The sequence below is a fragment of the Streptomyces lacaronensis genome (assembly GCF_047337785.1).
In the GTDB taxonomy this organism is placed as follows: Bacteria; Actinomycetota; Actinomycetes; order Streptomycetales; family Streptomycetaceae; genus Streptomyces; species Streptomyces lycopersici.
Map to the genome: position 1 here is coordinate 4892013 of NZ_JBLHDK010000003.1, position 26204 is coordinate 4918216.

Below are 26204 nucleotides of genomic sequence, written 5' to 3' on the forward strand. Positions count from 1 at the left end.
GTGAGGTCATGACAGACGACACGAGTGGAACTCTCGACGAAGCCCTCGAACGACTGCACGCCTCCGGCCCCGAGCGTCACGGATGGCTGAGCAATCACGCGCCGATGGCCGTGGAGGCACTGGTGCGCCACGGCCAGGGGCGCACCGTGCACCGCTGGCTGGACCGGTATCGCGAAAAGCTGGAGGAGATGCCGCGCTCGTACGCCGCGATCACCGAGGAGAACTGGCACGAGGCGCTCGGCGATCCACGCCGGCTCGCCGACTGGCCCGACTACTTCGACCGGGAACTCGCCGACCACTCCTGGCAGGACGTGCTCGCCGTGTGGTGGCCGCGGCTGCTGCCGGGCATCGCCGGCGGCGCGACACATCCGGCGATCCGCGTCGGCCACGCCGTACGGACCCTGCTGGACGACCCGGACACGACGGCCGCTCCCCGCACCGCCGAGCTGGCCCACGCCCTCGGCTACTGGGCCGCCCGCCACGCCCCGCTGCCGCCGCTCCGCCAGCAGCCGGGCCCCGCCTCCGGGTCGGCGGCCGACGCGCTGGCCGCCGTGGAGCCGATCGCCGACCAGAGCGGTGGCATACGGGAACGGCTGGTCCGGCTCACCGCCTTCCCCACCTGGCCGCCCACCACCCCGCAGCCCAGTCGGACGACCGGCACCGCGCCCGACCCCGGCCCCGACGGCCTCGCCGGCCTCCCCGACCAGCCCGAGGAGGCGCGCCGACGGCTGACCGAGCTCGTACGGGCCGCGACGCACCGCTACGCCACCCACGGCCACGGCGAACCGATCATGCTGGTCCACGCCGCGACCGCGCCCAACGCCGTCCTGCGCGTCCTGCCCGCGTTGCCGCGCGAGCTGTGGGCGCCGAGCCTGGACGCGGCATGGGCGGCGAGCGCCGCGGTCACGGCGGTGTACGCGCCGCGGGAGCCGCTCCCGGCCGACCGGCTGCCGTCCGTGGACGGGGAGGGCGTCACCCCCGAGGAGGTCTTCGCCCACGCCGCCGCGCACGGCGATGAGCACGCCATCAAGCTGACCGACACCGCGCTCGATGTCGCCCGGGGCACGGATCCGACGGCCCTGGCCGCCGCACTGCACGCCTGCGCGATGATCGACCCGGTGCTCTGACTCAGGAGCCCCAGCCGGGCCGTACTCCCTCGGCCACACCCCACCGAGCCGCCCCCGCCCCCTCACCGAACTCACACGAACTTGCCCAAACTCACCCGTAACTCACACGAACTCATCCGAACTGCAACGACCGCTTCGCCAGCCCCATCCAGAACCCGTCGATCACACTCCGCTGGCCGCCCAGCTCCGCCTCCGCCGCGCCCAGCGTGACGAACAACGGCGCGAAGTGTTCGGTGCGCGGATGGGCGAGCCCCGCCGCCGGGGCCGTGTGCTCGAAGTCCAGCAGCGCGTCGATGTCCCGCGCGTCCAGGGCCTGCTGCCCCCAGTCGTCGAACTCGGCCGACCAACTGGGCGGCATCGGGCCCGACTGCCGTAGCGCGGCCAGGTTGTGGGTGAAGAAGCCGCTGCCGACGATCAGGACGCCTTCGTCCCGCAGCGGTGCCAGCTTCCGGCCGATCTCCATCAGCCTCCGCGGGTCGAGGGTCGGCATCGAGACCTGGAGAACCGGGATGTCGGCCTCCGGATACATCTCGACCAGGGGCACATAGGCCCCATGGTCCAGCCCCCGGTCGGGGATGTCCTGTACCGGGGTACCCGCCGTGCGCAGCGTCTTGCGGATCCGCTCGGCGAGCTCGGGGGCGCCCGGCGCGGCGTACCGCACCTGGTAATAGTGCTGAGGGAAGCCCCAGAAGTCATAGACCAGAGGCACCTGCTGGGTGGCGCCGATCGCCAGCGGGGCCTCTTCCCAGTGAGCGGAGATCATGAGAATGGCGTTGGGTCGGGGCAGGCCGACGGCCCAGGCGGCGAGCTGTCCCGGCCAGACCGGATCGTCGGCGAGCGGCGGAGCACCATGGCTGAGATAGAGCGCGGGCATGCGCCCGTCGAGCGCGGACATGAGGACTCCTCGTCAGTCGACAGAGCTCGCCTAGATGCTTGAAGTCTCAAGCATCTAGTTATCACTGTAGCGCACAGTTATTTAAGATTCAAAGAGAATTCCCTAGAATGGACGCGTGGACGACGCCATGAAAACCCCCTCAGACGCCGACGAGCCGCGTTGGCTGACCGAAGACGAACAGCGCAGCTGGCAGGCGTATGTCCAGGCGAGCATGCTCCTGGAGGACCACCTCGACCGCCAGTTGCAGCGTGACGCGGGCATGCCCCACGTCTACTACGGCCTGCTGGTGAAGCTCTCCTGGGCACCGCGCCACCGGATGCGGATGACCGAACTGGCCGAGGCCGCCAAGATCACCCGCTCTCGGCTGTCCCATGCCGTCGCGCGCATGGAGAAGGACGGCTGGGTCCGGCGCGAGGACTGCCCCGACGACAAGCGCGGACAGAACGCGGTCCTGACCGACAAGGGGCTCAAGGTGCTGCAGGACACCGCCCCCGGCCATGTCACCGCCGTACGGACGGCCATCTTCGACCGGCTCACCCCCGAACAGGTCGAGCAGTTCGGCACCGCATGCCGGATCATCGCGGACGGCCTCCAGCCGGCGGGCGCCGACCTCCCCTGGCTGCGCTGACGCCACCGGGACCAACCGGCCGCGCACAAAGGCCCCGCTTCTCCTCGATGCTCGAGGAGAAGCGGGGCCTTCGTCTGACACAGGACCGCCCAGGAACGACAGTCCAGGAAGGACCGCCCAGGAACAACAGCCCAACCAGCAGGCCTCAGCGCATCAGTGCGCCATCACCGGAACAGCGTCCTCCGCCGCACCGTCACCGGAGCCGGCGACCGCGCCGCCGCCCTCCGGCTGTCCGGCGTTGATGAACGTGATGGCGATGACCGCGGCCAGTACCAGGATGCCGACCGCCCACCAGATGGCGGCGGTGTAGCCGTGCACCATCGACTGCAGCTGCAATGCCGTGCGGGAAGGGGCTCCCGCCGCATGCGACTTGGCGTACTCGGTGGTGGCGCTCGCCGCGATCGTGTTCAGCAGCGCGGTGCCGATGGCGCCGCCGACCTGCTGCGAGGTGTTGACCATCGCCGAGGCGACACCCGCGTCACGCGGCTCGACACCATGCGTGGCCAGGCTCATCGCCGGCATGAAGGCGGTACCCATACCGAGGCCGAGCAGCAGGAACCCGGGCAGGATCAGCGCCGGGTACGAGGTGTCCAGGCCGATCTGGGTCAGCAGCAGCATGCCGACCGAGGCGACCAGGAAGCCCGGCCCCATCAGCAGCCGCGCCGGGACGCGGGTCATCAGCCGGGCACCGATCTGCGTCGACCCGGTGATCATGCCCGCGACCATCGGCAGGAAGGCGAAGCCGGTCCTGACCGGGCTGTACCCCTTCACGACCTGCATGTAGTAGGTGAGGAAGAGGAACAGACCGAACATGCCGATGATGGCGAGGGCCAGCGAGGCGTAGACACCGCCGCGGTTGCGGTCGGCGACCACGCGCAGCGGCAGCAGCGGCGCCTTCACCCGCGACTCGACGACCACGAAGGCCAGCAGCAGCACGGCCGCGGCGACGAACAGACCGATGGTCGGGCCCGCGGACCAGCCGTCGGACTCGGCGCGGGTGAAGCCGTAGACCAGCGAGACCAGACCGGTGGTGGCCAGGATCACGCCGGGGACGTCCAGCCGGGACGAGTTGTGGCTCTCCACCGGCTCGCGGATCACGGCGACCGCGCCGATCGCGGCGATGATGGCGAACGGGATGTTCACGAAGAAGGTCCAGCGCCAGTCCATGTACTCGGTGAGCACACCACCGAGGATCAGACCGACGGCGCCGCCACCACCGGCGATGGCACCGAAGACACCGAACGCCTTGGCGCGCTCCTTGGGGTCGGTGAACATCACCGCGAGCAGCGAGAGCGCGGAGGGGGCGAGCAGCGCGCCGAACACACCCTGGAGGGCACGCGCGCCCAGCAGCATGCCGGTGTTCAGCGCGGCACCGCCGACGGCCGAGGCGGCGGCGAAGCCGATCAGACCGACGATGAAGGTCTGCTTGCGTCCCCACAGGTCGGCGATCCGGCCGCCGAACAGCAGCAGTCCGCCGAAGGCGAGGGCGTAGGCGGTGATGACCCACTGCCGGTTGCCGTCGGAGATGCCGAGATCGGCCTGGGCGCTGGGCAGCGCGATGTTCACGATGGTCGCGTCGAGCACGACCATCAGCTGGGCGAGGGCGATGAATATCAGCGCTTTCCAGCGCCGGGGATCCACGAATTTAGCCGTTTCAGGCATGGATGGGCCTACCTAGCGGTGCGGAGAGTGAGAAATGGGACGTAAGGGGCCGGTCCTGGTCAGACCGGCACGAGCCGTTGGGTAAGACGTAGCGAGAGGCGACGACGCACGAAGGGAAGACGTGTGAACGTGCGCGGAATAAGCGGTGCTCCGGGATCGACCGGGTGCGATTTATGTCACTGTCACGGCCGGTGCTGCAGATCCTCCAAGGTCACGGACTTTCCGGGTAGTTCCGAGTGCGCCGGGGTGTGCAGTCCGTCCAGGAACAGCTGCAGATGCCGGTGCACAAAGGGCTCGAAGTCCACACAGGCGCTGCCGGGCAGCGGCCGGGTGAGCTGGTTGAGCGCGACCATCAGGTCACCGACGCCGATGTCGGTGCGCAGTTTGCCGTCGGCTTTCGCGGCCCCCATCAGGGCTTCGACACCGTCCGCCAGACGGTCGCGGGTGGCGATGAGATCAGGGTGCTCCTTGTCGAGGCCGTCGGAGAGCAGCAGGCACAGCGCGCCGATGTGCTCGTCCGCCGCGGCGTGAACGAAGCGCCGCAGCGCCGAGAAGGTGTCGGTCTCCTCGGCCAGGGCGGATTCGGCCTGGTCGGCGACATGGGACATCACCGAGAGCGCCACATGGTGGATCAGCTCACGGCGGTCCGTGAAGTGCCGGTAGATCGTGGCATTGCCGACCCCCGCCCGTCGAGCGATTTCATCGAGGGGGATGTGCGCCCCGCACTCGACGATCACCTCTCGGGCGGCCGCGACAATGCGCTCCCGGTTGCGCAGGGCGTCCGCGCGCAGCCGGGGCTGCGCGGACTTCGCGGTCATCGTGTCGGCGGCCATCACAGCACTCCCTTCTGCGTACGGCTTCCACGCGTACGGTTCTCCGTGGCCGGTGCCGGCGGCTTGGCGGCGGCGCCACGCCCCGGCCTTGACGTTCGAGCTTCAACTTTTCCGGGGAGTGAGTCCCCGTTTATGCGGTCACTCGGTTTAAACGGGGAATGAGTCCCCGGAATTTCTGCGTCCGCAGGTGACCTGCCTCACACTTGCCCGGCATCCCCGCCGCCCGGACGGAGCAGGCCATTCCACCGTTCGGCGGCACCCCACGGGCGCCCCGGTCCGCGCCGTCACACCGTGGTCGGCAATGGACCAGACGCATGGGACCACCCGCCCCCGGATACGAATACGCCGGCCCCGCAGAGGCAGCGCGTTCGCCACCGCCGCCGTGCTCACGGTGGCGGTGGTCGCCCCGGCGGCGGCCCCGCGTCCCGAGCCCCCCGCACCCCCCGGGCTGGCCCCGGCGCCCTCCGCGCGCCCGGCCTTCGGCTCGCTGGCACCCTGCGCCCTCGCCTCAGGATCCGGGCTCCAGATGGCCGAGGGCATACCCACCGGCCGCGGCTACAGCCGCAGCACCGGCACCGTCCATGCCCTCAACCTCATGATCGACTTCCCCGATGTCCGTGGCCAGGGCACCGCCCGCCAGCGCTTCGAGGAGTTCTTCCCGCAGACCTCCCGGTGGTTCGCGCAGAGCTCGTACGGGCGGCTGGACTACCGCCCCGAGATGCCGATCACCCACTGGCTGCGGATGCCGCGCCCGTTCCACGCGTACGGCATCAAGCGCGGCAGCCCCTTCGACCCGGGCTATCGCAAACTCGTCGCCGACATCGCAAAGTCCGCCGACCCCAAGGTGGACTTCCGCCGCTACGACCTGGTGAACGTCCTGGTCACCCCGAACGCCGGGCCGCCGGCCGCGCATGCCGTGCTGTCCGTCACCTACGCCGACAACCAGCACGCCCCGACCGCCGACGGCGTTCCGCTGGCCAATGTCTCCTTCGTCTACAGCCGCCAGGACGACGGCTCCGGCTCGCTGCGCCGCACCGGCTTCCGCGTCCTGCCCCATGAGAACGGCCATGTCTTCGGGCTGCCCGACCTCTATACCCATGGCGGCGGCGACAAGGCGGGCCACTGGGATGTGATGTCCGAGGACTGGGGGCCCGGCAACGACCTGCTGGCCTGGCACAAGTGGAAGCTGGGCTGGCTCGGCCCGCGGCAGATCGCGTGCGCCGCCCGCTCCGGGGTCTTCGCCCACACCCTGTCCCCGCTGAGCCGCACGGAGGGGACCAAGCTGGTCTTCGTCCCCGTCTCGCCGTCCACCGGCTACGCGATCGAGGCGCGGGCGACCGGCGGCAACGACGAGGCCATATGCAAGCCCGGGGTCCTGATCTCCTGGGTGGACACCGGTGTCGACTCCGGCGGTGGCCCCGTCACCATCGTGGACTCCACCCCCCACGGCCGCGGCTGCACCCGGGAGCGCAATGTCCACCCCGGACTCAGCGACGCGGCCTACGCGCCCGGCGAGACCTTCGACACCGCGGCGAACGGCATACGGATCCGCGTCCGGGTCACCGGCCGGGACGCGGCCGGTGACTACGGCGTCGAGATCACACGTCGTGCCAGTGGCGGCGCCCGAGGCTGATCAGCAGCAGCTGTTTGCGCGCGGTGGCGGCCACCCGCCGCTCGTCCGCGGCCTCGGGATGATCGGCCTGTGCCTCCAGGAACGCCGTCGCCGTCATCACCATGTGGTCCACATACATCTCCGCAAGCATCCGGACATCTTCCGGTGGCCAGGATTCCGCCGGGAGCTGCCGGCAGAACGCGGTGGCCACCTCGTCCGCGAATCGGTCCAGCTCGGCGGCTATGGCCTGGCGCACCGGGCGCACCCCGCCATGCCGCTCACGTGCGATGAAGCGGATATGCGCGGGGTAGCGGCGGACATGCTCGGCGACCGCGCCGACGGTGGCCTCGATCCGCTCCTCGTCACCGTCCTGACCGGCGAGGATGGCGCCGATCATGTGGTGCAGGCTGCTCAGGCACTCCTCGACCAGCGCGACTCCGAGATCGCTCAGATCCCGGAAGTGCCGGTAGAACGCGGCCGGTGCCACCCCCACCGCCCGCGTGACCTCGCGCAGCCCCAAGCTGCTCAGGCTCTGGTCCTCCAGCAGCCCCAACGCGGCGTCCATCAGCGCGCGCCGGGTCTTCTCCTTTTGGGCCTGCCGGACCCCGGACGTGTGACTCATATCATTCAGTAAACAGCCGTTCGCTGAATTTTTCCAGGGCCCTGCGGGGTACTCTAGATCTCAGTGAACAGTTGTGATTCCAACTGTTCACCCAACAATTACCATCCGCACGCCAACCGCATCCGGATCGTCACTTCGAGAGAGGCACACATGCTCTTCATCGTCGCGGCACTCGCCCTGATGGGGGTTCTTCTGGGGGCGGCGGCGCACACTCCGCTCCCCCTGTTCCTCGCCGCCGCGGGCGCCATCGGCGCCTGGCTGCTGATCTTCTTCATCCGCGAACGCACCGGGCAGAAGGGGAGCTGAGACCCATGGCACTCACCGCACCGTCCCGCACCTCACCGGTCCGGGCGCGCCGGGACGCCGACGGCATGGCCGTCGCCTCCTTCGTGCTCGGTCTGATCGGTCTGCTGCTGTTCAACGCGGTCTTCGGGCCCTGCGCGATCGTCCTCGGGACGCTCGCCATCGCCCGGGACACCCGCCGCAGGGGCCGCGCGCTGCTCGGACTCACCCTCGGCATCGCCGATGTGGTCCTGCTGATCGTCCTGCTGACGCTGAATCACTCCGTCTTCTGGCAGTTCGGCGGCTGACCCGCCCGGCGGTCCACCGGCAGCACACCGCCGGCGGCCCACCACGGCACACCTCCCCGCGCGGCCCTTCCACTCAGTGGAAGGGCCGTTGCCCGTGCGTGACGGGCGTCACCACGCTGGCACGCATGACCGCCTTCGCGAAAAACCAGTGGTACGTCGCCGCCTACGGCCGCGAAATCGGCCGCGAGCTGCTGGGGCGCACCATCCTCGACGAGCCCATCGCCTTCTACCGCGCCGAGTCCGACGACAAGGTCATCGCGCTCGCCGACCGCTGTGTGCACCGGCGCTATCCGCTCACCGCCGGCCGTCTCGACGGCGACACGGTCGTCTGCGGCTACCACGGCTTCACCTACGACACCGGCGGCACCTGTGTGTTCGTACCGGGCCAGAAACGCGTCCCGCGCACCGCCCGGGTCCGCTCCTACCCCGTCGTCGAGCAGGACTCGCTGGTGTGGGTGTGGATCGGGGACCCGGCGCTCGCCGACCCCGGCGCGGTGCCGCGCGCCCCCTGGCTGGCCGATCCGCGCTGGACGACGGTGGGCGGCATGGAGCCGATCGACGCCGACTACGGCCTGCTCGTGGACAATCTGCTGGACCTCTCCCACGAGACGTATCTGCACGGCGGCTACATCGGCACCCCCGAGGTCGCCGAGACCCCGATCACCACGGAGGTCGACGAGGGCGCGGGCGTCGTGCGGGTCAGCCGGCACATGGACGACGCCGAGTGCCCGCCCTTCTACGCCCGCTCCACCGGCATCGAGGGCCGCATCACCCGCTGGCAGGACATCGAGTACCACGCGCCCTGTCTGTATCTGCTGCACAGCCGGATCGCCCCGGTCGGGGTACTGCCGGAGCCGGACGGCTCCGATCCGAACGCCTTCCATGTGGAGATCACCTACGCCATCACCCCGTCCACCGACCGCCATGTGTACGACTTCTGGGCCGTCTCACGGGACTTCGCACAGGACGACGAGGAGGTGTCCACCTTCCTCCACGACCTCAACCGGACCGTGGTGCTCCAGGACGTGGCGGCGCTGAACGTGCTCCAGAAGGCGCTGGACACCGAGCGCGAGGGCTACCAGGAGCTCAGTATCAACATCGACACCGGCGGACTGGCCGCGCGCCGCATCCTCGCCCGCCTCGCCGCCGAAGGGGAGAAGACCGCGCCGGTGGTGGCTGCGAAATGAAGCGCGAGCAGCGCGCAGCGCCTCCGTCAGCGCCTCCGTTGAGGGTGGCGGCGGGCGACGGTTGGGCGGCGGGCGACGGGCGGGCGAGCGGCACGCCCACGGCCGAGGTGTACCGGATCGACTGGCTGCCCGGCACCGATGTGCTGCACGGGGTCTGCCACTGCGGCGCCGAGCGCAGCGCGGAGGACCCGGTCGAGCTGTGGGAGTGGATGCTCGCCCATCCCAGTGGACATCACCCGAGCGGACACCGTCCCAGCGGGCACCATCCCACCGGTCCCCCTGAACACCAGCCCAACGGCCACGGTAAGGAGCCCCGTTCATGAACCCCGGCGGCGAGTACGAGGACACCCTGCTCGTGGCCCGCAGGGAGGAGGTGGCCTCGGACGTGGTGGCGCTGACACTGCGCCACCCGGCGGGCCGTGACCTCCCCGCCTGGGAGCCCGGCGCCCATCTCGACCTCGTCCTCGACGCGGGCCCGACCCGGCGGTACTCGCGGCAGTACTCGCTGTGCGGCGACCCCGCCGACCGCGCCTCCTGGCGCATCGCGGTGCTCCGCGCCCCCGCCGGGCGCGGCGGCTCCGCCCACGTGCACGACACCCTCGCCGAGGGCAGCACGGTGCGGGTGCGCGGGCCGCGCAACCACTTCGCGCTGCGCCCGGCGGCCCGCTATCTCTTCGTCGCGGGCGGCATCGGCATCACGCCCCTCCTCCCCATGACGGCCGCCGCCGAGGCCGCGGGCGCCGACTGGCGGCTCCTCTACGGCGGGCGCACCCGCGCCTCGATGGCCTTCGCGGACGAGCTCGCCTCCGCCTACGGCGACAAGGTGCGCCTGGTGCCTCAGGACGAGGAGGGGCTGCTCGACCTCGCGCCGTACCTCACCGCGCCGTATCTCACCGCCCCGGCCGGTCCCGGCACCCTGGTCTACTGCTGCGGCCCCGAGCCACTGCTCCAGGCCGCCGAGGAGGCGTGCCGCGACTGGCCGGAGGGGTCCCTGCGCACCGAGCGGTTCCAGCCCCGTACGGACGACGCGGGCACCGAATCGGGCGGCCGGGCCTTCGAGTTGGTGCTCACCCGCTCCGGGCTGACCCTCACCGTGGAGCCGGAGCGCAGCGTGCTGCGCACGGTCGAGGCGGCGGGGGTACCGGTTTTGTACTCCTGTGAAGAGGGCACCTGTGGGACGTGTGAGACGGACGTCGTCGAGGGGGAGGTGGACCATCACGACTCCGTGCTCACCGACGAGGAGCGGGCCTCGGGCGAGACGATGATGATCTGCGTCTCACGCTGCCATGGCCCGCGATTGGTGCTGGACCTGTGAATCCGCCCTGAACGGCCGTATGAGCCCCTCGATGTGAGGTTCGGAACGACCCCACCCACTGGACAAACAGGTTGGTTAGGCTAACCTAACTACGTCCTCGGGTTGCCGTCCCGTGACCACGCCCCTGTATGCATCGAGAGAGAGCACCTTCATGCGCCAGGCCAGAGCACTCCCCCTCTCCCGCCGCGGTCTGCTCACCGCTGGCGGCGCCCTCGGACTCGGAGCCCTGGTCACCGCCTGCGGGGACAACGGCGGTTCGGGCTCCGGCGGCCACGACGGCGGCGGCTCCTGGTCGTTCACCGATGACCGCAAGAAGAAGATCAGCCTCGACAGCCGGCCGCAGCACATCGTCGCCTACATCGCCGCGGCGGCCGCGCTCTACGACTTCGGCATCGAGAAGCAGATCACGGGCGTCTTCGGCCCGACCACACTGAAGAACGGCAAGCCGGACGTCCAGGCGGGCGACTTCCCCGTGGACCAGGCCACGTCCCTGGGCAACACCTGGGGGCAGTTCAACGTCGAGAAGTACGCCTCGCTCAGCCCCGATCTGCTGATCACCAACATGTACGACCCGGGCGCGCTCTTCTACATCCCGGACGACAGCAAGAAGAAGATCCTGCAACTGGCCCCCTGCGCCGCCATCTCCACCGGCCGGATCTCCATGCTCGAGCCCATCAAGCGCTACGCCGCACTGGCCGAGGCACTCGGCGCCGATCCGAAGGCCAAGAAGGTCACCGACGCCAAGGCGCGGTTCGAGAAGGCCGCCGAGACCCTGCGCAAAACCGTCAAATCGCACAAGATCAAGGTCATGGCCTGCTCCGCCAGCGCCGATCTCTTCTATGTCTCCGACCCGAAGGTCAATGCCGACCTGATCTACTTCAGCGAGCTCGGCGTCGACTTCGTCATCCCGGAAAAGCCCGACAAGGGCGGCTACTTCGAGAGCCTCAGCTGGGAGAACGCCGACAAGTACGACGCCGATGTGCTCTTCCTCGACAACCGCACCGCGACCCTCCAGCCCAAGGCCCTGGCCTCCAAGCCGACCTGGTCCAAGCTGACCGCGGTCAAGGCAGGTCAGATCACCCCCTGGAGCAGCGAGCCGCGCTTCTCGTACGCCGGCGCCGCCCCCCTCGTGGAATCCCTCACCAAGGCCATCCAGGACGCGAAGAAGGTCAGCTGACGGTCAGTCGACCGGCTGGCCCCGGCCTCCCCACGGCAAGCGAAGGGAAGACCCCCCTCCCATGACCACCGCAGCCATCAAAACCGCCACCACCACCGCCATCCCGTTCCGGTTCTTCGACGCGCGGGTCGTACGGACCCGCTCGCTCGGGCCCTCCATGGCGCGGATCACCTTCGGCGGCACCTGTCTGAAGGACTTCACCAGCGGAGGCCGCGACCAGCGCTTCAAACTCTTCCTGCCGCACCCCGGCCAGACCGCCCCGGTGGTGCCGGTCGAGGCCGGGGACGGCTGGTTCACCACCTGGCGGGCGATGGACCCGGCCGAACGCGGCATCATGCGCTCGTACACGGTGCGCCAACAGCGCCGCGACCCCGACGAGATCGACGTGGACTTCGCGCTCCACCACGACAGCGGCCCGGCCGCCCGCTGGGCCGCGCGCGCCGAGGCCGGCGACCGCGTCACCCTGCTGGGCCCGGTCGTGGAGGACAACGGCGGGGTGGACTTCCGGCCGCCGTCCGGGACCGACTGGGTGCTGATCACCGGCGACGAGACCGCGCTGCCCGCCATCGCGGGCATCCTCGAATGGCTGCCCGCCGCCTTCCCCGTCAAGGTGTGGCTCGAGGTCCAGCACGCCGAGGACATCCAGGAACTGCGCACCGAGGCGAAAGCCGAGATCACCTGGCTGGTCCGGGACGCCGTGGCCCCCGGCACCCCGCGCTCCGCCCTGCTGCTCAACGCGGTGGGCGCCGCCGAGCTGCCCCACGGCACGCCGTACGCCTGGATCGCGGGCGAGGCGGGAACGGTCAAGGCGCTGCGCCGCCACCTGGTGCGCGAGCGCGACTTCGACCGTAAGGCCGTCACCTTCACCGGCTACTGGCGCTTGGGCGCCTGTGAGGAGCAGCTCGTCGAGGAGGCCGTGTCGGGCACCGGCCCCGCGACCGACGACTGACCCCCGTCGCCGTGCCCGCTCGCCATCCCCACAGCCGCGACCCACAGCTGAATCCACGACCGTGTCGCACAGCTGAACCCACAACCGTGTCGCACAACTGAATCCATTTGAAGGACCGCAGAGAACCGACCGCTGGACGCCAGGCGGCCGACCTCTCGGCGCGCCCCCGCGCGCCCTGCCGCCACGTCCAGCGCCCCCGCACGCCCACCAGGCCATCAGGCCGTCAGGCCACGGGCCGCCCCTCCCCCACCCAGCCGCATGCCCGCGCCTTCCGCACGCCCGCATGCTCGTTCCAGAAGGGACTGACCGTGAGTTTCCTCGCGCAGACCGCTGAGGACCCGTCGCCGGAGCCGATACCCGGGGCGGCGGATGGCAGGGCCCACCTCTTCAACGGCCGTACGGCGGAACGCTATCGGCGCTCCGTGACCGACGGCGTCGGCCTGGTGGCCGCCACCGTCGCCCGCGCCGAGCGCCCCTTCACCGGCATCACCCCCGCCGAACTCGCCCCCGAGATCTCCGGAATCGACCTGGAGCGCCCGCTCGGCGACCCGGACGCCGCACTAGAGGAGCTGGAGAGGGTCTACCTCAAGGACGCCGTCTACTTCCACCACCCGCGCTATCTCGCCCACCTCAACTGCCCCGTGGTGATCCCCGCGCTGCTGGGCGAGGCCGTCCTCTCCGCCGTCAACTCCTCGCTCGACACCTGGGACCAGAGCGCCGGCGGCACCCTGATCGAGCGCCGGCTGATCGACTGGACCGCCGAGCGCATCGGCCTCGGAGAGGCCGCGGACGGCATCTTCACCAGCGGCGGCACCCAGTCCAATCTCCAGGCGATGCTGCTCGCCCGCGACGAGGCGTGCACCCTGGTCGAGAAGGAGGCCACCGCCGCCGGCGAGACGATCGCCAAATCCGCGATCCTGCCCCGGCTGCGCATCCTCACCTCCCAGGTCAGCCACTTCTCCGTCCAGAAGGCCGCCGCCATCCTGGGGCTCGGCTACGAGGCCGTCATCCCGGTCCCCTGCGACCAGGACCGCCGGATGCGGACCGTCTCCCTCGCCCATGAGCTGGACCGCTGCCGCCGCGAGGGTCTGATCGTCATGGCCGTCGTGGCCACCGCGGGCACCACCGACTTCGGCTCCATCGACCCGCTGCCCGAGATCGCCGAGTTGTGCGCCCGGCACGGCACCTGGCTGCACGTGGACGCCGCGTACGGCTGCGGACTGCTGGCCTCCCCCACCCGCCGCCACCTCCTGGACGGCATCGAGCGCGCCGACTCGGTGACCGTGGACTACCACAAGTCCTTCTTCCAGCCGGTCAGCTCCAGCGCCGTCCTGGTCCGCGACCGCGACACGCTGAGCCACGCCACGTACCACGCGGACTATCTCAACCCCGAGCGCAGCGCCCGGAACCTGATCCCCAACCAGGTGGACAAGTCCCTCCAGACCACCCGCCGCTTCGACGCGCTCAAGCTCTGGCTGACGCTGCGGATCATGGGCGCGGACGCCATCGGGGCGCTCTTCGACGAGGTGGTGGAGCGGGCCGCCGAGGCATGGGCCCTGCTCGACACCGATCCGCGCTACGAGGTGGTCACCGAGCCCCAGCTGTCCACGCTGGTCTTCCGCTACGTACCGCCGTCCGACGGGCGGTGCGACCCGGACCTCGTCGACCGCGCCAATCTGCACGCCCGGGACGCGCTGGCCGCCTCCGGTGCGGCGGTCGTCGCCGGAACCGTCGTCGACGGCCGTCACCACCTCAAGTTCACCCTGCTCAACCCCGAGACCTCGCTGAGCGACATCGCGTATGTCCTCGAGCTGCTGGCCGAACACGCCGGTCAGTACCTGGCCCTCCATATCGAGCCCGAGTTCGGCGGCCCCCGCCACTCGCGCGCCAGTTGAGCCCCTTCACCCCGCCGGAGACCCTCGTGCCCACCCCGCACACCCACGACTTCATCGCGGTCGGGCTCGGCCCCTACAACCTGGGCCTTGCCTGCCTCACCGAGCCGATCGACGAACTCCACGGACTGTTCCTGGAGAGCAAGCCCGACTTCGACTGGCATCCGGGCATGCTGCTGGACGGCGTCACCCTCCAGACCCCGTTCATGGCCGACCTGGTGACCCTGGCCGACCCCACCTCCCCGTACTCCTTCCTCAGCTACCTCAAGGAATCGGGGCGGCTGTACTCCTTCTACATCCGCGAGATCTTCTATCCGCTGCGCGCCGAGTACAACGACTACTGCCGCTGGGCCGCCGCGAAACTCCCGTCCGTCCGCTTCGGCCACCAGGTGACGAGCGTCGAGTACGACGAGGCCGACGGCCTCTACACGGTGCGCGCCCTGCGTGCCGCAAGCGGCGAGACCACCACCCACCGCGCCCGCCATCTGGTGCTGGGCACCGGCACCCCGCCGTATCTGCCCGAGGTGTGCCGGGGCCTGGGCGGCGATCTGCTGCACAACACGGACTACCTGGAGAACAAGCAGGCACTCCAGTCCAAGGAGTCCATCACCGTCGTCGGCAGCGGCCAGAGCGCCGCCGAGATCTACCAGGACCTGCTCTCCGATATCGACACTCACGGCTACCGGCTGAACTGGGTGACCCGCTCCCCGCGCTTCTTCCCGCTGGAGTACACCAAACTCACCCTGGAGATGACCTCGCCCGAGTACGTGGACTACTTCCACGCGCTCCCCGAGGACACCCGCTACCGGCTGGAAGGCGAGCAGAAGGGCCTGTTCAAGGGGATCGACGCCGACCTCATCAACGGCATCTTCGACCTCCTGTACCAGAAGAGCGTCAGCGGCCCGGTGCCCACACGGCTGCTGACCAACACCGCGCTCACCGACGCGGCGTACGACGAGCAGTCCGCCACGTACACCCTCGGGCTGCGCCATACGGAGCAGGAGCGGAACTTCTCGCTCACCACCCAGGGGCTCGTCCTGGCCACCGGCTACCGCTACCAGGTGCCCGCCTTCCTGGACCCGGTGCGCGACCGCATCCGCTGGGACCGCCACGGCCGCTTCGACGTCGCCCGCAACTACAGCATCGACACCACCGGGCGCGGCATCTTCCTCCAGAACGGCGCCACCCACGCCCACAGCCTGACCTCCCCGGACCTGGGCATGGGCCCGTACCGCAACTCGTGGATCATCCGTGAGCTGCTGGGACGGGAACATTATCCGGTGGAGAAGTCCATCGCCTTCCAGGAGTTCGGCGCACCGGAAGGAGCCGTGTCATGACGCCTCCGCCGATCTTCGAGCACAAGGACGCGCGCCTGGGCGCCTTCGCGCTGCGCGCCCTGGACCCGGCGGCCGACGCCGAGCTGCTGCACGGCTGGGTGACCCACCCCAAGGCGTCCTACTGGATGATGCTGGAGGCGGACGTGGCGGAGGTCGCCGCCGAGTACCGCAGGATCCACGAGCATCCGCACCACGAGGCGTTCATCGGCCTGCACGAGGGGCGCCCGGCGTTCCTGGCCGAGCGCTACGACCCGTCGCGGGTGGAACTCGCCGGTCTCTACCCCGCCCGGCCCGGCGACGTCGGCATGCACTTCCTGTGCGCGCCGACCGGCACCCCGGTGCACGGTTTCACCCTCGCCGTGATCAACGCCGTCATGGAGTTCTGCTTCTCCGATCCGCACGTCCGGCGCGTCGTCGTCGAGCCCGATGTGCGCAACGACGCGGTACACGCGCTCAACGCGGCCGTCGGCTTCGAGATCGTCGAGCAGATCGCCAAACCCGAGAAGGACGCGTACCTCAGCATCTGCACCCGAGAGCGGTTCGAGGCCGCGCGCACCGCACTGGCCGCCGATGCGGCACGGACCGCGCGGACCGACCGAGCTGACCGCGACGCCCGCACCGACGACGACCGGAACGACGACGACCGGAACGACGACGACCGGAACAAACGGACCGCCCGCGACGCCCAAGGAGTGACCCGATGAGCCCCCGCGACGCCGTCGCCCACCTCACCCCCGACCTGTGGGACCGGGCAGGCCGCCTCCTCATCCGCAAGGCGCTCGCCGAGTTCACCCATGAGCGCCTGCTCGCGCCCGAGCTCGGCCCCGACGGCCGCTACGCCGTGACCAGCGACGACGGGGCGGTGACCTACCGCTTCGCCGCCCGGGTCCTCTCGCTGGACCACTGGCTGGTCGAGGCGGACAGCATCACCCGCCACGACCGGACCGGCGCCGAACTCCCCCTGGACGCGCTGGACTTCTTCATCGAGCTGCGCGGGCGGCTCGGCCTGAGCGAGGACATCCTCCCCGTCTACCTCGAGGAGATCAGCTCCACCCTCTCCGGGACGGCCTTCAAACTGGCCGGCCGGCCGGAGGCCGCCGCCCAGCTGGCCAAATCCGGCTTCCAGGAGATCGAGACGGGGATGACCGAGGGCCACCCCTGCTTCGTCGCCAACAACGGCCGCCTCGGCTTCGGCATCCACGAATACCTCTCGTACGCCCCCGAGACCGCGAGCCCCGTCCACCTGATCTGGCTCGCCGCCCGCCGCGATCGCTCCACGTTCACCTCCTCCGCGGACCTGGACTACGACGCCCTGATCCACTCCGAACTGAGCGAGGAGACCCGGACCCGCTTCGCGCAGACCCTCACCGACCTCGGCCTGGACCCGGCCGACTACCACCTGCTGCCGGTGCACCCGTGGCAGTGGTGGAACAAGCTGTCGGTCAGCTTCGCCGCCGAGGTCGCCCGGCAGCACCTGGTGTGCCTGGGCCCCGGCGACGACGAGTACCTGGCCCAGCAGTCGATCCGGACGTTCTTCAACGCAAGCGACCCGTCCAAGCACTATGTGAAGACCGCGCTGTCGGTGCTGAACATGGGCTTCATGCGGGGCCTGTCGGCGGCGTACATGGAGGCGACACCGGCCATCAACGACTGGCTCGCGTCCCTGATCGCCTCGGACGAGACCTTCCAATCGAAGGGCTTCTCCATCATCCGAGAACGAGCCGCCATCGGCTACCACCACCGCCAGTACGAGACGGCCACGGCGAAGGGTTCGCCGTACCGCAAAATGCTGGCGGCCCTGTGGCGCGAGAGCCCCGTCCCGTCCCTGGAACCCGGCCAGCGCCTGGCCACCATGGCCTCCCTCCTCCACACCGACCCCGACGGCGCCTCCTTCGTCAGCGCCCTCATCGAGGAATCCGGCCTCACCCCAGCCACGTGGCTACGCCGCTACCTGGACGCCTACCTCACCCCGGTGCTGCACAGCTTCTACGCCTACGACCTGGTCTTCATGCCGCACGGCGAGAACGTCATCCTGGTGATCGAGGACGGCGCCGTCCAGCGCGTTATCTTCAAGGACATCGCCGAGGAGATCGCCGTCATGGACCCCACCGCGGTCCTCCCCCCGACCGTGGAACGCATCCGCGTCGACGTCCCCGAGGACAAGAAACTCCTCTCGATCTTCACGGACGTCTTCGACTGCTTCCTGCGCTTCCTCAACGGCATCCTCGTCAGCGAGGGCCTCCTGGAGGAAGACACCTTCTGGCAGACGGTCGCCGACTGCGTCCTGTCCTACCAGCACTCGGCCCCCCACCTCGCGGACAAATTCGCCCAGTACGACATGTTCGCCGAGGACTTCGCCCTCTCCTGCCTCAACCGCCTCCAGCTCCGCAACAACCGCGAAATGGTAGACCTCCAGGACCCGGCCGGCGCCCTCCAGCTGATCGGCACGCTGAAGAACCCGATCGCGGCGTTCGGGACGGGGGGCTGAAGCGGCCGGTGGCCCTTCGGACCAGGGCTCCGGGCCGGGCATCCCGGGGCCCGGGCCTTCGGCGGCCCGGGGCACCCGAAACGATCCAAGTGCACGACCCGCTACACTGTGGCGGTGCGACGCGGCGGCACCACCATGCCGCCCTGACGCCGGGCCTCCGTAGCTCAGGGGATAGAGCACCGCTCTCCTAAAGCGGGTGTCGCAGGTTCGAATCCTGCCGGGGGCACCAGCCAAAACGCCCCGAGCCGATCATGGCCCGGGGCGTTTGACATCCACTTCTGACATCAACGGCAGCGGTCAGCCAGAGCCGCCACCAGGGCCGGGACGCCGCTTGAGCAGCCGGTCCATGTGGCTGATGGCCTCCCGCTGGGTGTCCTGGACGACGTGCGTATACACGTCCATGGTGATGCTGATCTGGCTGTGCCCCAGGATCTCCATCACGACACGGGGAGCGACCCCGGCGGCTGTCAGCAAAGTGGCGCAGCCGTGCCGGGCGTCGTGCAGCCGGATCACCCGGAGCCCGGCGCTCTCAGCAACTCGGGTGAAGGAGCGGTAGATGTTGCGCGGCTCGACCGGGCGCCCGGTGCGGGTGCTGAAGACGTGCCCGCTGCCCTCCCACTTCTCCCCCGCACGTTCCCGGATCTGCGTCTGCCGCATCCGGTGCCAGCGCAGCGGAGCAACGCACATGGCGGGCAGCGGGACGGCTCGACAGCGCCGCCCTTTGGGGTCGTCGTACAGCACTCCGCGCCGCCGCTGCGTCTGCTGGCGGATGTAGAGCACGCGCTTCTCCAGCGTTGAACGTGGGAAAGGCAGCAGACCACTGGTCGCCAGGTTCGGCGGCATTCCGCTGCGACGGCAGAAAAACGCGGTCATCACCGACCGCCACCCGGGTCGGCTCACCTACCCCTGCCGGGAACTGATCGACCGGCTCCAACGGGGTAAATGCGAGCGCTGCCAGCACACGGGCGAGGTGGAAGTCCACCACACCCGTAACCTGAAGGAACTCGATCGGGCCGAACCCGCCCAGTGGAGACGCGTCATGGCCAAACGGCGCCGCAAGGCCATCGTGGTCTGCGCCGACTGCCACGACCACATCCACCACCGGGAATCCTCCCCACTCACGCAGTAGTCACCGGAGAGCCGGATGCCCGGAAAGCGGGCCCGTCCGGTTCGGAGGGAGGCCGCGCGGAAAAGGACCAGGACACCTGACACCTCGCCGCGCGGCCGACCCTACCCAGGCCGCCAAGGGCCAGGTCGGCCTCGACGATTACCAGGTCCGCAACTGGACCGCATGGCACCGGCACATCACGCTCGCCATGCTCGCCCTGGCTTTCCTGACTGCCGTCGCCGCCAGCGCGGCCCCGGACCGGCCCACCGACTCGCACCACCCCGCCCGCAGCAGCGATCCGATCCCGTTGACCGTCCCGGAGATCCGCCACCTGCTCGCCGCTGTCCTCAACCCACCGGCCGTGACCGCGACCAGACTGCTGCACTGGTCCAGCTGGCGCAGACGCCACCAGGCAACAGCTCGTCGCAGTCACTATCAACGGCGGTCCCTCGACGAACCTGCTGGGTAGATCACGAAACCGCACTGGAGTACTAGAGGGTGTCCGAGAAGCTCCGGTCAGAGCGTTCTTGCGGGTCAGAGCGGCCTTCCGACGGGGCGTGGCAGGAGCATCACGGCGGGCAGGTGGATCGCGGTCTCCCGGCCGGCGGAACCGGCGGCCGTACGAGCCGGGCTTCCGATTGAACCGCCGTCGGCACACGCCCGTTGGTACTGGAGACCGACTGTCCATCGCAAGTGGAGGACCTGGGCAATCCTGGCGTTCCCGTATCGCCGCCGGCTTCGCCATCGGTGCCGCCGTCGTCACCATTCCCCTGACCACGGGCACCGTCCGCCGATGACCCTGTTCCCCCGCTCCGCCCGGTCGCCGGCGGCTATGACTCGTATGCGGAGTGCATGGCGGACGGGGCGTCGTGGGATCCGGAGTGGGACTACTTCGAGTGCGCCAAGCAGCCGAGCGGCAACTACACGCTGTTCGCGCGGTAGGCGCCCCCGCACGGCAGTGACGTGCTTCTTCTGCCCGTCTCCGGACCGGAGGCGGGCAGAAGTTCGTCGGACGCCGACGCGGACGTCGGCGGGCCGTGGCGGTTACCCGGTCGGAGCGCGCCGCAAGTGAGCAGGCCATGATCGGCTGGGCAGCACTCCGAGACCCTGATCCACGCGTAGTCCCGATGCGAAGGCAGCGGCCCCTGTCCCTCGCGCGGGGGACAGGCCCCGCCTCGTGAGGGACGGGCACGGCGCCTGATGAGGGACAAGACCCGGCTCTGTTTGTCACCGGGATGCCTATGAGGCGACACTGCCCCAGGTATCCGAGTGCTGGGAGCCAGGAAAATATGGACGCATCCGACCGAGCGACGCCTTCGCCGGCGACCCCTCCGCTGCGCTTCGCCGTGCTGGGGCGAGTCAGAGCATGGCGAGGCGCCGTGGAGCTGGAGCTCGGTTCGCCACAGCAGCGGGTGGTGCTGGCCGCGCTGCTGCTGCGCAGGGGGCGGCCGGTCACGGTGGCCGAGCTGGTCGACGCGGTCTGGGGCGAGGAACCGCCGAACGCCGCCGTGTCCGTGCTGCGCACCTACGTGTCACGGCTGCGCAAGGTGCTGCAGCCCGGCCCGCGCGCTCCCGACGCCCCGCAGATAGTGATCTCGATCACGGACGGCTATTTGATCCACATCCCCGAGGGCGGCCTGGACCTGGACGTGTTCGAACGGCGGGTCGCCAAGGCGCAGAAGCTGCGCGCCGAGGGCGCGCTCCCGGCGGCCGGACAGCTGCTGCACTCCGCGCTGGAGGCGTGGGAGGGGGCGCCGCTGGCCGGGCTCCCAGGGCCGCTGGCCGAGGTCGAGCGCTCCCGGCTGGCCGAGGAGCGGCTGCTCGCGCTGGAGACCCGCCTGGAGATCGACGTCGAGGTCGGGTGCCTGAGCGAGGCGATCCCCGCGCTGGTCGCGCTGAGCGGTGAGCATCCGCTGCGGGAGCGGCTGAGTCGATTGCTCATGCTCGCGCTGTACCGGTCGGGCCGGCAGGCCGAGGCACTGGCGGTCTACCGCAGGACCCGCGGCACCCTGGTGTCGGAGCTGGGCGTCGAGCCCAGCGCGTCGCTGCGCGAGTTGCACGAGCGCATTCTGGCGGCCGACCCCTCATTGATCTCGTCGGCCTCGGCCCCGGTCCCGGATTCGGCAGCACCCCCCGGACCCGCACCCGTCCAAGCGCAGGCCACGGCACAGGCCACGGTCCTGGAACCGTCCCCGCAGCAGGATTCCAAGGCCGCCGCCCTCACGGCCAGGCCCGCACAACTCCCCGCCGACCTGCCCAACTTCAGCGGGCGCCAGGGCGAACTCGGGCAGGTCCTGGACCTCGCGGAGGACATCCCGTCGGGCACGCGCACCACGGTGATCTGCGGCATGGCGGGCATCGGCAAGACGACGCTGGCCGTGCACTGGGCGCACCGGATCGCCCACCAGTACCCCGACGGACAGCTCTACATCAACCTGCGCGGCTTCGACCCGACCGGCTCCGTCGTCGCTCCGGCGGAGGCCGTCCGGATCTTCCTCAACGCCCTCGGCGTCCCCCCGCGGTCGGTTCCGGACTCGCTGGACGCCCAGGCGGCTCTCTACCGCAGCCTGCTCGCCGGCCGCCGGATGCTGATTGTCCTCGACAACGCCCGCGACACCGAGCAGGTACGCCCGCTGCTGCCCGGCACTCCGGGCTGCCTGGCCATCGTGACGAGCCGCAGCCAGCTCGCCGGGCTGATCGCCAACGATGGCGCGCAGCCGCTGACGCTCGGTCCCCTGACATCCGCCGAGGCGCACGACTTCCTGGCCCGCCGCATCGGCGCTGCGCGGCTCGCCGCCGAGCCCGGCGCCGTCGACGAGATCATCGAGTGCTGCGGGCGGCTGCCCCTGGCCCTCGCCGTCGTCGCGGCACGGGCCGCGACGAACCCCGCGTTCGGGCTGGAGACCGTCGCCAGGGAGTTGCGCGAGTGCCAGGGCAACCTCGACGCGCTCACCGGCGGCGACCCCACCTCGGACGTACGCACCGTCTTCTCCTGGTCCTACGAGTCCCTCTCGGCACCCGCCGCGCGCCTCTTCCGCCTGCTGGGCCTGCACTCCGGGCCCCACATCTCCGCGCAGGCCGCTGCGGTGCTCGCCGGGCTCCCACCGCGCGAGGGCCGCGTCCTGCTCGCGGAGATCACCCGGGGCAACCTGCTCGACGAGTACGCACCGGGGCGGTACGTCCTGCACGACCTGCTGCGCGTCTACGCCGTCGAACGCGTCGCCGCCGAAGAGCCGGCGGCGGAGCGGGCGGCGGCCGTCGAGCGGCTGATCCACTGGTACCTGCACGCGGCGGACGCCGTCTACGTCCACCTCGCCCCGCGCCATCGCCCGCTGCCTCTCGAACCCCTGCCCGCGGAGTGCGAGCGCATGACGTTCACCTCGCGCGAGCAGGCCCTGCGGTGGTGCGAGACCGAGCGCCCCAACTTCGTCACCACCGTGCACCAGGCCGCCGAATCGCGTCGGCCCGACCTCGCGTGGCAACTGACCGCGTCCCTGTGGGGGTTCACCTTCCTCGGCGGCGACCTGCACGACTGGCTCAACGTGGCGCGGACCTCGCTGGAGGGCGCGATCGAGGCCGGCGACCGCAGGGGCGAGGCATGGGGCCTCACCGAAGTGGCCGCCGCGCTCACGGCGATGGGCCGTCTCGACGAGTCCATCGAGAACTACCGCGCGGCGATGCTGCTCTATCAGCGGATCGGGGACACCTACGGCAGCTCCCAGGCCGTGAGCGGCCTCGGCGTCGCCTATCTGCACTCGGGGCAACTCGACGAGGCCGTCAACTTGCTCAATCGCTCGCTGGCGCTCTCCCGCGCGAACCACGACGACTGGGCCGAGGCCATCGCCCTGGCGCATCTGGGCGACGCCTGCCAGCAGCTGGGCCGGGACGAGGAGGCCATCGCGTACCTGCGGCACGGACTGCAGCTCCTGCAGACCACCGGCAATTGCTGGTTCGAGGGCTCCACGCTCGCCGTGCTCGGCACCGTCCTGCACCGGCGCCGCCACCTCGACGAGGCTCTGGAGCGCTACCAGGAGGCGCTGGAGGTCCTCAGAGACGTCGGCAATCCCTGGGGCGAGGGCGACACGCTCAGCAACCTCGGCGATGCCCTCCTCGAAGCGGGCCGCCCGGAAGAGGCCCACGCTCGATGGCAGCAGGCGTTGGCGCTCTTCGAGGAGACCGGCCGTCCCGGCGCCGAGGCCATCCGCGACAGGCTCCACCGCCTGGAGACAGGCGAGTCGGCCCCGGGGCCGGCACCGCCCCTGCACCGGACCGCCGGCGTACGGCCCGCGCCGCGCGATTGAACCGTCCCGCGCGCTGCCCTGTTGTGACCGGCACCGGAAGGAAGGGCGGGGATGTCCGCCGAGCCGTGTCACGCCGCCGATGAGTACTGCTCGCTCGGCTCCTCGCCGGTCCTCTCGCGCTCGTCGGCGCCCGGGACCTCGTCGGTGTCCATCCGCGGCCGGTAGTCGTCGACGACGAGATCGCGCGCCACCCTGAACAGCCACGGCCACAGCGGTCGCCCCGACGTCAGGTCCTGGGTGCGCCAGCAGCGCAGCAGAGCCTCCTGCACCACGTCCTCGGCCCTGTGCCGGTCTCCGCCCAGCAGCCGTACGGCGTAGCTGTACAGCAGGCCCGCCTGCTCTTCGTAGAGCGCACGGATCGTGCGCTCCTTGTCGGTCATCTCGGTCATCGCTCCTGATGAGGAGCGCATCACGACCCAGCTCACGTGCAGTTCCCCCTTGTTCCGGTGGTCAAGAGGGAGTCTCGCGAGTGGGGTTCCACGCGACATTGACGTGTGATTGACGGGCGAAGCAACGGGTTCCGCTTCCCGTGGGCCTGCCGGGCGTGGGCGCCGGAAGCGGAAGCCCCGCGAAAGAATCGGTTCTGACCTGCTCTCTTGCATCTCCGACTGCCTCGGATCCGCTCGCCGGAGGCGCAGCGGGGCGTGTATACGGTGATTGACGCGGCTCCACGGCGCCGCCGCGCAGGCGGATGAAAGGCGCGCGGCACCGTCGTCCGCAGGTCCGGTTCTCACCTTCCGGAAATCCCGGAGAACGACGAGAAGGTGAATTCCACGGGAATCGCGGAAGAATGCGGTGAGGCCCTGGAAGTGCGAAAAAGAGATGCTCGGGGAGGGGTGAACCAATTGCCTGTCCCGGCCGTCATGCCTGGCGAAAGAGACCCCGACTTCCTCCTGGAGGTTATGCAATGTCCTCTCGCCTTGGTGGCCGCAGGACGCGCCGCGCACTGTCGGTGCTCGCGCCCGTTCTCGGCATCGGCATCGCCGTTCCGATCGCCCTGACGGGGCAGGCAGGGGCTGCCGAGCCGACGGCCACCGCCGAGGTCAACGAGTACGGCTGGCACCTGACCTACAAGGCCGCCGCGGGGCAGGCCAACGAGGTGGCTGTCTCCCAGACGTACACCGACGACCGCGCGAAGTTCCGTTACGTCATCGACGACTCGGTGCCCGTCGAGGCCGGGAACGGCTGCACCCACCCCGACAGCGCGGACAAGACGAAGATCTCCTGCACGGTCGAGGCCCCGGAGAGCCAGTCCCCGCTCAACTCCATGGAGATGGACCTCGGCGACGGCGACGACACGGTCGCCTTCGACAACGCCACCGACCAGGTCTTCTACTTCAACGACGTCGAGCTGGGCGACGGCGAGGACCACTGGACCAGCGACCCCGACCGGGAGGTCGACGGCAGCCACGTCCGCGGCGGCGCCGGCGAGGACACCCTCAAGGTCGGCGCCTACGCGCTCGCCGGGGGAGGGGACGACAACGACGTTCTCTACGCCGACGGCGGGGACGAGATCGTGGATGGCGGCGCGGGCGACGACGAGCTGCACGGCGGCGCGGGCGTCCAGATCCTGCGCGCCGACGACGGCGACGACACCGTCGAGGGCGGTGCCGGCGAGGACGAGATGTACGGCGGTAAGGGCGACGACGAGCTGCGCGGCGACGAGGGCGACGACCGCATGTGGGGCAACAGCGGCGACGACAAGCTCTACGGCGGTCCCGGCACGGACGAGATCTCCGGCGGCCCCGGCAGCAATGTGATCGTCCAGGACTGACGGACCGAAAGGGCGACGGCCGCCACCGCCGCGAATTCCCCTGCCCCGGAATACCGCCGGAGCAGGGGAATTCTGCCAGCCGTAGCCGTAGTCCCCGTGCGGCGTGACTTCGCGGAATTCCTCTCTGACATCTGCCCGTGGCCGGGCGAGGGGCAGGGCACGTTCGCCACACGATCCTGTGGCCGCCGATCCATTGGATGCTGGGCCGCCGGCCTCACTCGCCCTGCGCGCCGAGCGCCGCCTGAAGCTCTCTGCGGTCCTGGATACCCAGCTTGCGGTAGGCGCTGGTGAGGTCGCAGCCTACCTCCGTCTGGTCCCACTACCCGAAAGGCACTCGGCCGGCCTGTGCCGTTCGAACCCATCGCCCCTGGTCAGGATGCGTATCTGTACTCGTTGATCACACCCGAATAGTCGCCGAGGATCACGTGGCCTTCGCCTACCGTGTCCTGGCTCCCGCGACTTCCCCGCGATGGAGGCCGGTCGGCGAGTTCCGACGGTGGCGAATGAACCGCTGCGCGATTCTCCACGTTGTGGGTGGCGTTACAGAGGACGCGTTCACCTCGTCCCGCCACGGAACATGCCCTTTGCCGCCCGCGCCGTGCTTCTGCCGTCGACCGGCGGCCTGACCAGGCACAGAAAGCATCTATTCAATGGTCAATCTTGGACAGATAGTCGACGACTGCCTTCCGTTCGGCGGTCTGGGCGAC

General features: G+C 70.1%; 22 protein-coding genes, 1 tRNA gene and 2 pseudogenes. 19 read left to right on the top strand and 6 right to left on the bottom strand.

Annotated elements, in window-relative coordinates; genetic code table 11:
* Nucleotides 1-8 precede the first annotated feature (8 nt).
* On the top strand, nt 9-1127 hold the full coding sequence (locus ACMTAK_RS20745; protein ID WP_413807609.1) for a questin oxidase family protein: 1119 nt from the start codon (nt 9-11) through the stop codon (nt 1125-1127).
* A 112-nt stretch (nt 1128-1239) separates the two neighbouring features.
* Here the strand turns inward: ACMTAK_RS20745 and ACMTAK_RS20750 are convergent, their stop codons facing one another.
* Entirely contained in the window at nt 1240-2022 is a 783-nt protein-coding gene (locus ACMTAK_RS20750; RefSeq protein ID WP_413807610.1) for a dioxygenase family protein, read from the bottom strand.
* Nucleotides 2023-2149: 127 nt separating this feature from the next.
* Between ACMTAK_RS20750 and ACMTAK_RS20755 the strand changes: the two genes are divergently transcribed.
* Nucleotides 2150-2650, top strand: a complete 501-nt coding sequence (locus tag ACMTAK_RS20755; RefSeq protein ID WP_413807611.1) for a MarR family winged helix-turn-helix transcriptional regulator — start codon at nt 2150-2152, stop codon at nt 2648-2650.
* Nucleotides 2651-2803: 153 nt separating this feature from the next.
* Here the strand turns inward: ACMTAK_RS20755 and ACMTAK_RS20760 are convergent, their stop codons facing one another.
* Both ACMTAK_RS20760 and ACMTAK_RS20765 read right to left on the bottom strand, forming a co-directional pair.
* Nucleotides 2804-4312, bottom strand: coding sequence for an MFS transporter (locus tag ACMTAK_RS20760; protein ID WP_413807612.1), 1509 nt, complete (start codon nt 4310-4312; stop codon nt 2804-2806).
* 182 nt (nt 4313-4494) lie between these two features.
* On the bottom strand, nt 4495-5145 hold the full coding sequence (locus tag ACMTAK_RS20765) for a TetR/AcrR family transcriptional regulator (RefSeq protein ID WP_413807613.1): 651 nt from the start codon (nt 5143-5145) through the stop codon (nt 4495-4497).
* A 301-nt stretch (nt 5146-5446) separates the two neighbouring features.
* Here ACMTAK_RS20765 and ACMTAK_RS20770 point away from each other — a divergent pair, with 301 nt between their 5' ends.
* A complete protein-coding gene (locus ACMTAK_RS20770) occupies nt 5447-6778 on the top strand; it encodes a M6 family metalloprotease domain-containing protein (RefSeq protein ID WP_413807614.1) in 1332 nt (443 codons plus the stop codon).
* Here ACMTAK_RS20770 and ACMTAK_RS20775 read toward each other — a convergent pair.
* Complete coding sequence (locus ACMTAK_RS20775) at nt 6744-7379, bottom strand: TetR family transcriptional regulator (protein WP_413807615.1); 636 nt, start codon at nt 7377-7379, stop codon at nt 6744-6746. The two genes, ACMTAK_RS20770 and ACMTAK_RS20775, sit on opposite strands and share 35 nt — an antisense overlap.
* 150 nt (nt 7380-7529) lie before the next feature.
* Here ACMTAK_RS20775 and ACMTAK_RS20780 point away from each other — a divergent pair, with 150 nt between their 5' ends.
* The 12 genes from ACMTAK_RS20780 (at nt 7530) to ACMTAK_RS20835 (ending at nt 18543) form a co-directional block, all read left to right on the top strand.
* Nucleotides 7530-7685: a hypothetical protein gene (locus tag ACMTAK_RS20780; protein WP_165556265.1), complete on the top strand. Its 156-nt coding sequence runs from the start codon at nt 7530-7532 to the stop codon at nt 7683-7685.
* 5 nt (nt 7686-7690) lie between these two features.
* Nucleotides 7691-7969, top strand: coding sequence for a DUF4190 domain-containing protein (locus ACMTAK_RS20785; RefSeq protein WP_020868993.1), 279 nt, complete (start codon nt 7691-7693; stop codon nt 7967-7969).
* A 125-nt stretch (nt 7970-8094) separates the two neighbouring features.
* Nucleotides 8095-9156 carry a Rieske 2Fe-2S domain-containing protein gene (locus tag ACMTAK_RS20790; protein ID WP_198273164.1) on the top strand — a complete coding sequence of 354 codons (1062 nt, stop codon included), beginning with the start codon at nt 8095-8097 and terminating at the stop codon, nt 9154-9156.
* Between the two features lie 107 nt (nt 9157-9263).
* Nucleotides 9264-9479 carry a hypothetical protein gene (locus ACMTAK_RS20795; RefSeq protein WP_413812954.1) on the top strand — a complete coding sequence of 72 codons (216 nt, stop codon included), beginning with the start codon at nt 9264-9266 and terminating at the stop codon, nt 9477-9479.
* Nucleotides 9476-10471: a PDR/VanB family oxidoreductase gene (locus ACMTAK_RS20800; RefSeq protein ID WP_413807616.1), complete on the top strand. Its 996-nt coding sequence runs from the start codon at nt 9476-9478 to the stop codon at nt 10469-10471. Before ACMTAK_RS20795 ends, ACMTAK_RS20800 begins: the two co-directional genes overlap by 4 nt.
* 151 nt (nt 10472-10622) lie before the next feature.
* On the top strand, nt 10623-11648 hold the full coding sequence (locus ACMTAK_RS20805; RefSeq protein ID WP_413807617.1) for an ABC transporter substrate-binding protein: 1026 nt from the start codon (nt 10623-10625) through the stop codon (nt 11646-11648).
* Nucleotides 11649-11709: 61 nt separating this feature from the next.
* Nucleotides 11710-12597, top strand: a complete 888-nt coding sequence (locus ACMTAK_RS20810) for a siderophore-interacting protein (RefSeq protein WP_413807618.1) — start codon at nt 11710-11712, stop codon at nt 12595-12597.
* Nucleotides 12598-12905: 308 nt separating this feature from the next.
* Nucleotides 12906-14492: a pyridoxal phosphate-dependent decarboxylase family protein gene (locus ACMTAK_RS20815; protein WP_413807619.1), complete on the top strand. Its 1587-nt coding sequence runs from the start codon at nt 12906-12908 to the stop codon at nt 14490-14492.
* A 26-nt stretch (nt 14493-14518) separates the two neighbouring features.
* Nucleotides 14519-15826 (top strand): lysine N(6)-hydroxylase/L-ornithine N(5)-oxygenase family protein, encoded by a 1308-nt coding sequence (locus tag ACMTAK_RS20820; protein ID WP_413807620.1) that lies wholly within the window; start codon nt 14519-14521, stop codon nt 15824-15826.
* Complete coding sequence (locus ACMTAK_RS20825) at nt 15823-16530, top strand: GNAT family N-acetyltransferase (RefSeq protein WP_413807621.1); 708 nt, start codon at nt 15823-15825, stop codon at nt 16528-16530. Before ACMTAK_RS20820 ends, ACMTAK_RS20825 begins: the two co-directional genes overlap by 4 nt.
* Nucleotides 16527-18314, top strand: a complete 1788-nt coding sequence (locus tag ACMTAK_RS20830) for an IucA/IucC family protein (RefSeq protein ID WP_413807622.1) — start codon at nt 16527-16529, stop codon at nt 18312-18314. The genes ACMTAK_RS20825 and ACMTAK_RS20830 overlap by 4 nt, the downstream gene beginning before the upstream one ends.
* Nucleotides 18315-18467: 153 nt before the next feature.
* A tRNA-Arg gene (locus ACMTAK_RS20835) sits at nt 18468-18543 on the top strand.
* Nucleotides 18544-18611: 68 nt separating this feature from the next.
* On the opposite strand, the pseudogene ACMTAK_RS20840 reads toward ACMTAK_RS20835, so the two are convergent.
* Nucleotides 18612-19106: pseudogene (locus ACMTAK_RS20840) on the bottom strand (tyrosine-type recombinase/integrase); the annotation flags it as partial.
* 127 nt (nt 19107-19233) lie between these two features.
* On the opposite strand from ACMTAK_RS20840, the gene ACMTAK_RS20845 reads away from it, so the two are divergent.
* From ACMTAK_RS20845 to ACMTAK_RS20855, 3 genes and pseudogenes are all read left to right on the top strand, one after another.
* Nucleotides 19234-19443: an HNH endonuclease gene (locus tag ACMTAK_RS20845; RefSeq protein ID WP_413812955.1), complete on the top strand. Its 210-nt coding sequence runs from the start codon at nt 19234-19236 to the stop codon at nt 19441-19443.
* A 106-nt stretch (nt 19444-19549) separates the two neighbouring features.
* Nucleotides 19550-19891: pseudogene (locus ACMTAK_RS20850) on the top strand (IS701 family transposase); the annotation flags it as partial.
* Nucleotides 19892-20801: 910 nt separating this feature from the next.
* Complete coding sequence (locus ACMTAK_RS20855) at nt 20802-23723, top strand: AfsR/SARP family transcriptional regulator (RefSeq protein WP_413807624.1); 2922 nt, start codon at nt 20802-20804, stop codon at nt 23721-23723.
* A gap of 68 nt (nt 23724-23791) precedes the next feature.
* Here ACMTAK_RS20855 and ACMTAK_RS20860 read toward each other — a convergent pair whose 3' ends face one another.
* Complete coding sequence (locus ACMTAK_RS20860; protein ID WP_413807625.1) at nt 23792-24112, bottom strand: sigma factor; 321 nt, start codon at nt 24110-24112, stop codon at nt 23792-23794.
* A gap of 518 nt (nt 24113-24630) precedes the next feature.
* On the opposite strand from ACMTAK_RS20860, the gene ACMTAK_RS20865 reads away from it, so the two are divergent.
* Nucleotides 24631-25497, top strand: a complete 867-nt coding sequence (locus ACMTAK_RS20865) for a calcium-binding protein (protein ID WP_413807626.1) — start codon at nt 24631-24633, stop codon at nt 25495-25497.
* Nucleotides 25498-26204: the final 707 nt, after the last annotated feature.

Excerpts from the sequence above, each read along its gene's own strand:
- ACMTAK_RS20805 (WP_413807617.1), top strand. The coding sequence starts at position 10,623 with ATGCGCCAGGCCAGAGCACTCCCCCTCTCCCGCCGCGGTCTGCTCACC.
- ACMTAK_RS20790 (WP_198273164.1), top strand. The coding sequence starts at position 8,095 with ATGACCGCCTTCGCGAAAAACCAGTGGTACGTCGCCGCCTACGGCCGC.
- ACMTAK_RS20775 (WP_413807615.1), bottom strand. The coding sequence starts at position 7,379 with ATGAGTCACACGTCCGGGGTCCGGCAGGCCCAAAAGGAGAAGACCCGG.
- ACMTAK_RS20810 (WP_413807618.1), top strand. The coding sequence starts at position 11,710 with ATGACCACCGCAGCCATCAAAACCGCCACCACCACCGCCATCCCGTTC.
- ACMTAK_RS20770 (WP_413807614.1), top strand. The coding sequence starts at position 5,447 with ATGGACCAGACGCATGGGACCACCCGCCCCCGGATACGAATACGCCGG.
- ACMTAK_RS20785 (WP_020868993.1), top strand. The coding sequence starts at position 7,691 with ATGGCACTCACCGCACCGTCCCGCACCTCACCGGTCCGGGCGCGCCGG.
- ACMTAK_RS20865 (WP_413807626.1), top strand. The coding sequence starts at position 24,631 with ATGTCCTCTCGCCTTGGTGGCCGCAGGACGCGCCGCGCACTGTCGGTG.
- ACMTAK_RS20755 (WP_413807611.1), top strand. The coding sequence starts at position 2,150 with ATGAAAACCCCCTCAGACGCCGACGAGCCGCGTTGGCTGACCGAAGAC.
- ACMTAK_RS20830 (WP_413807622.1), top strand. The coding sequence starts at position 16,527 with ATGAGCCCCCGCGACGCCGTCGCCCACCTCACCCCCGACCTGTGGGAC.
- ACMTAK_RS20750 (WP_413807610.1), bottom strand. The coding sequence starts at position 2,022 with ATGTCCGCGCTCGACGGGCGCATGCCCGCGCTCTATCTCAGCCATGGT.
- ACMTAK_RS20765 (WP_413807613.1), bottom strand. The coding sequence starts at position 5,145 with ATGGCCGCCGACACGATGACCGCGAAGTCCGCGCAGCCCCGGCTGCGC.
- ACMTAK_RS20745 (WP_413807609.1), top strand. The coding sequence starts at position 9 with ATGACAGACGACACGAGTGGAACTCTCGACGAAGCCCTCGAACGACTG.
- ACMTAK_RS20860 (WP_413807625.1), bottom strand. The coding sequence starts at position 24,112 with ATGACCGAGATGACCGACAAGGAGCGCACGATCCGTGCGCTCTACGAA.
- ACMTAK_RS20825 (WP_413807621.1), top strand. The coding sequence starts at position 15,823 with ATGACGCCTCCGCCGATCTTCGAGCACAAGGACGCGCGCCTGGGCGCC.
- ACMTAK_RS20780 (WP_165556265.1), top strand. The coding sequence starts at position 7,530 with ATGCTCTTCATCGTCGCGGCACTCGCCCTGATGGGGGTTCTTCTGGGG.
- ACMTAK_RS20760 (WP_413807612.1), bottom strand. The coding sequence starts at position 4,312 with ATGCCTGAAACGGCTAAATTCGTGGATCCCCGGCGCTGGAAAGCGCTG.
- ACMTAK_RS20800 (WP_413807616.1), top strand. The coding sequence starts at position 9,476 with ATGAACCCCGGCGGCGAGTACGAGGACACCCTGCTCGTGGCCCGCAGG.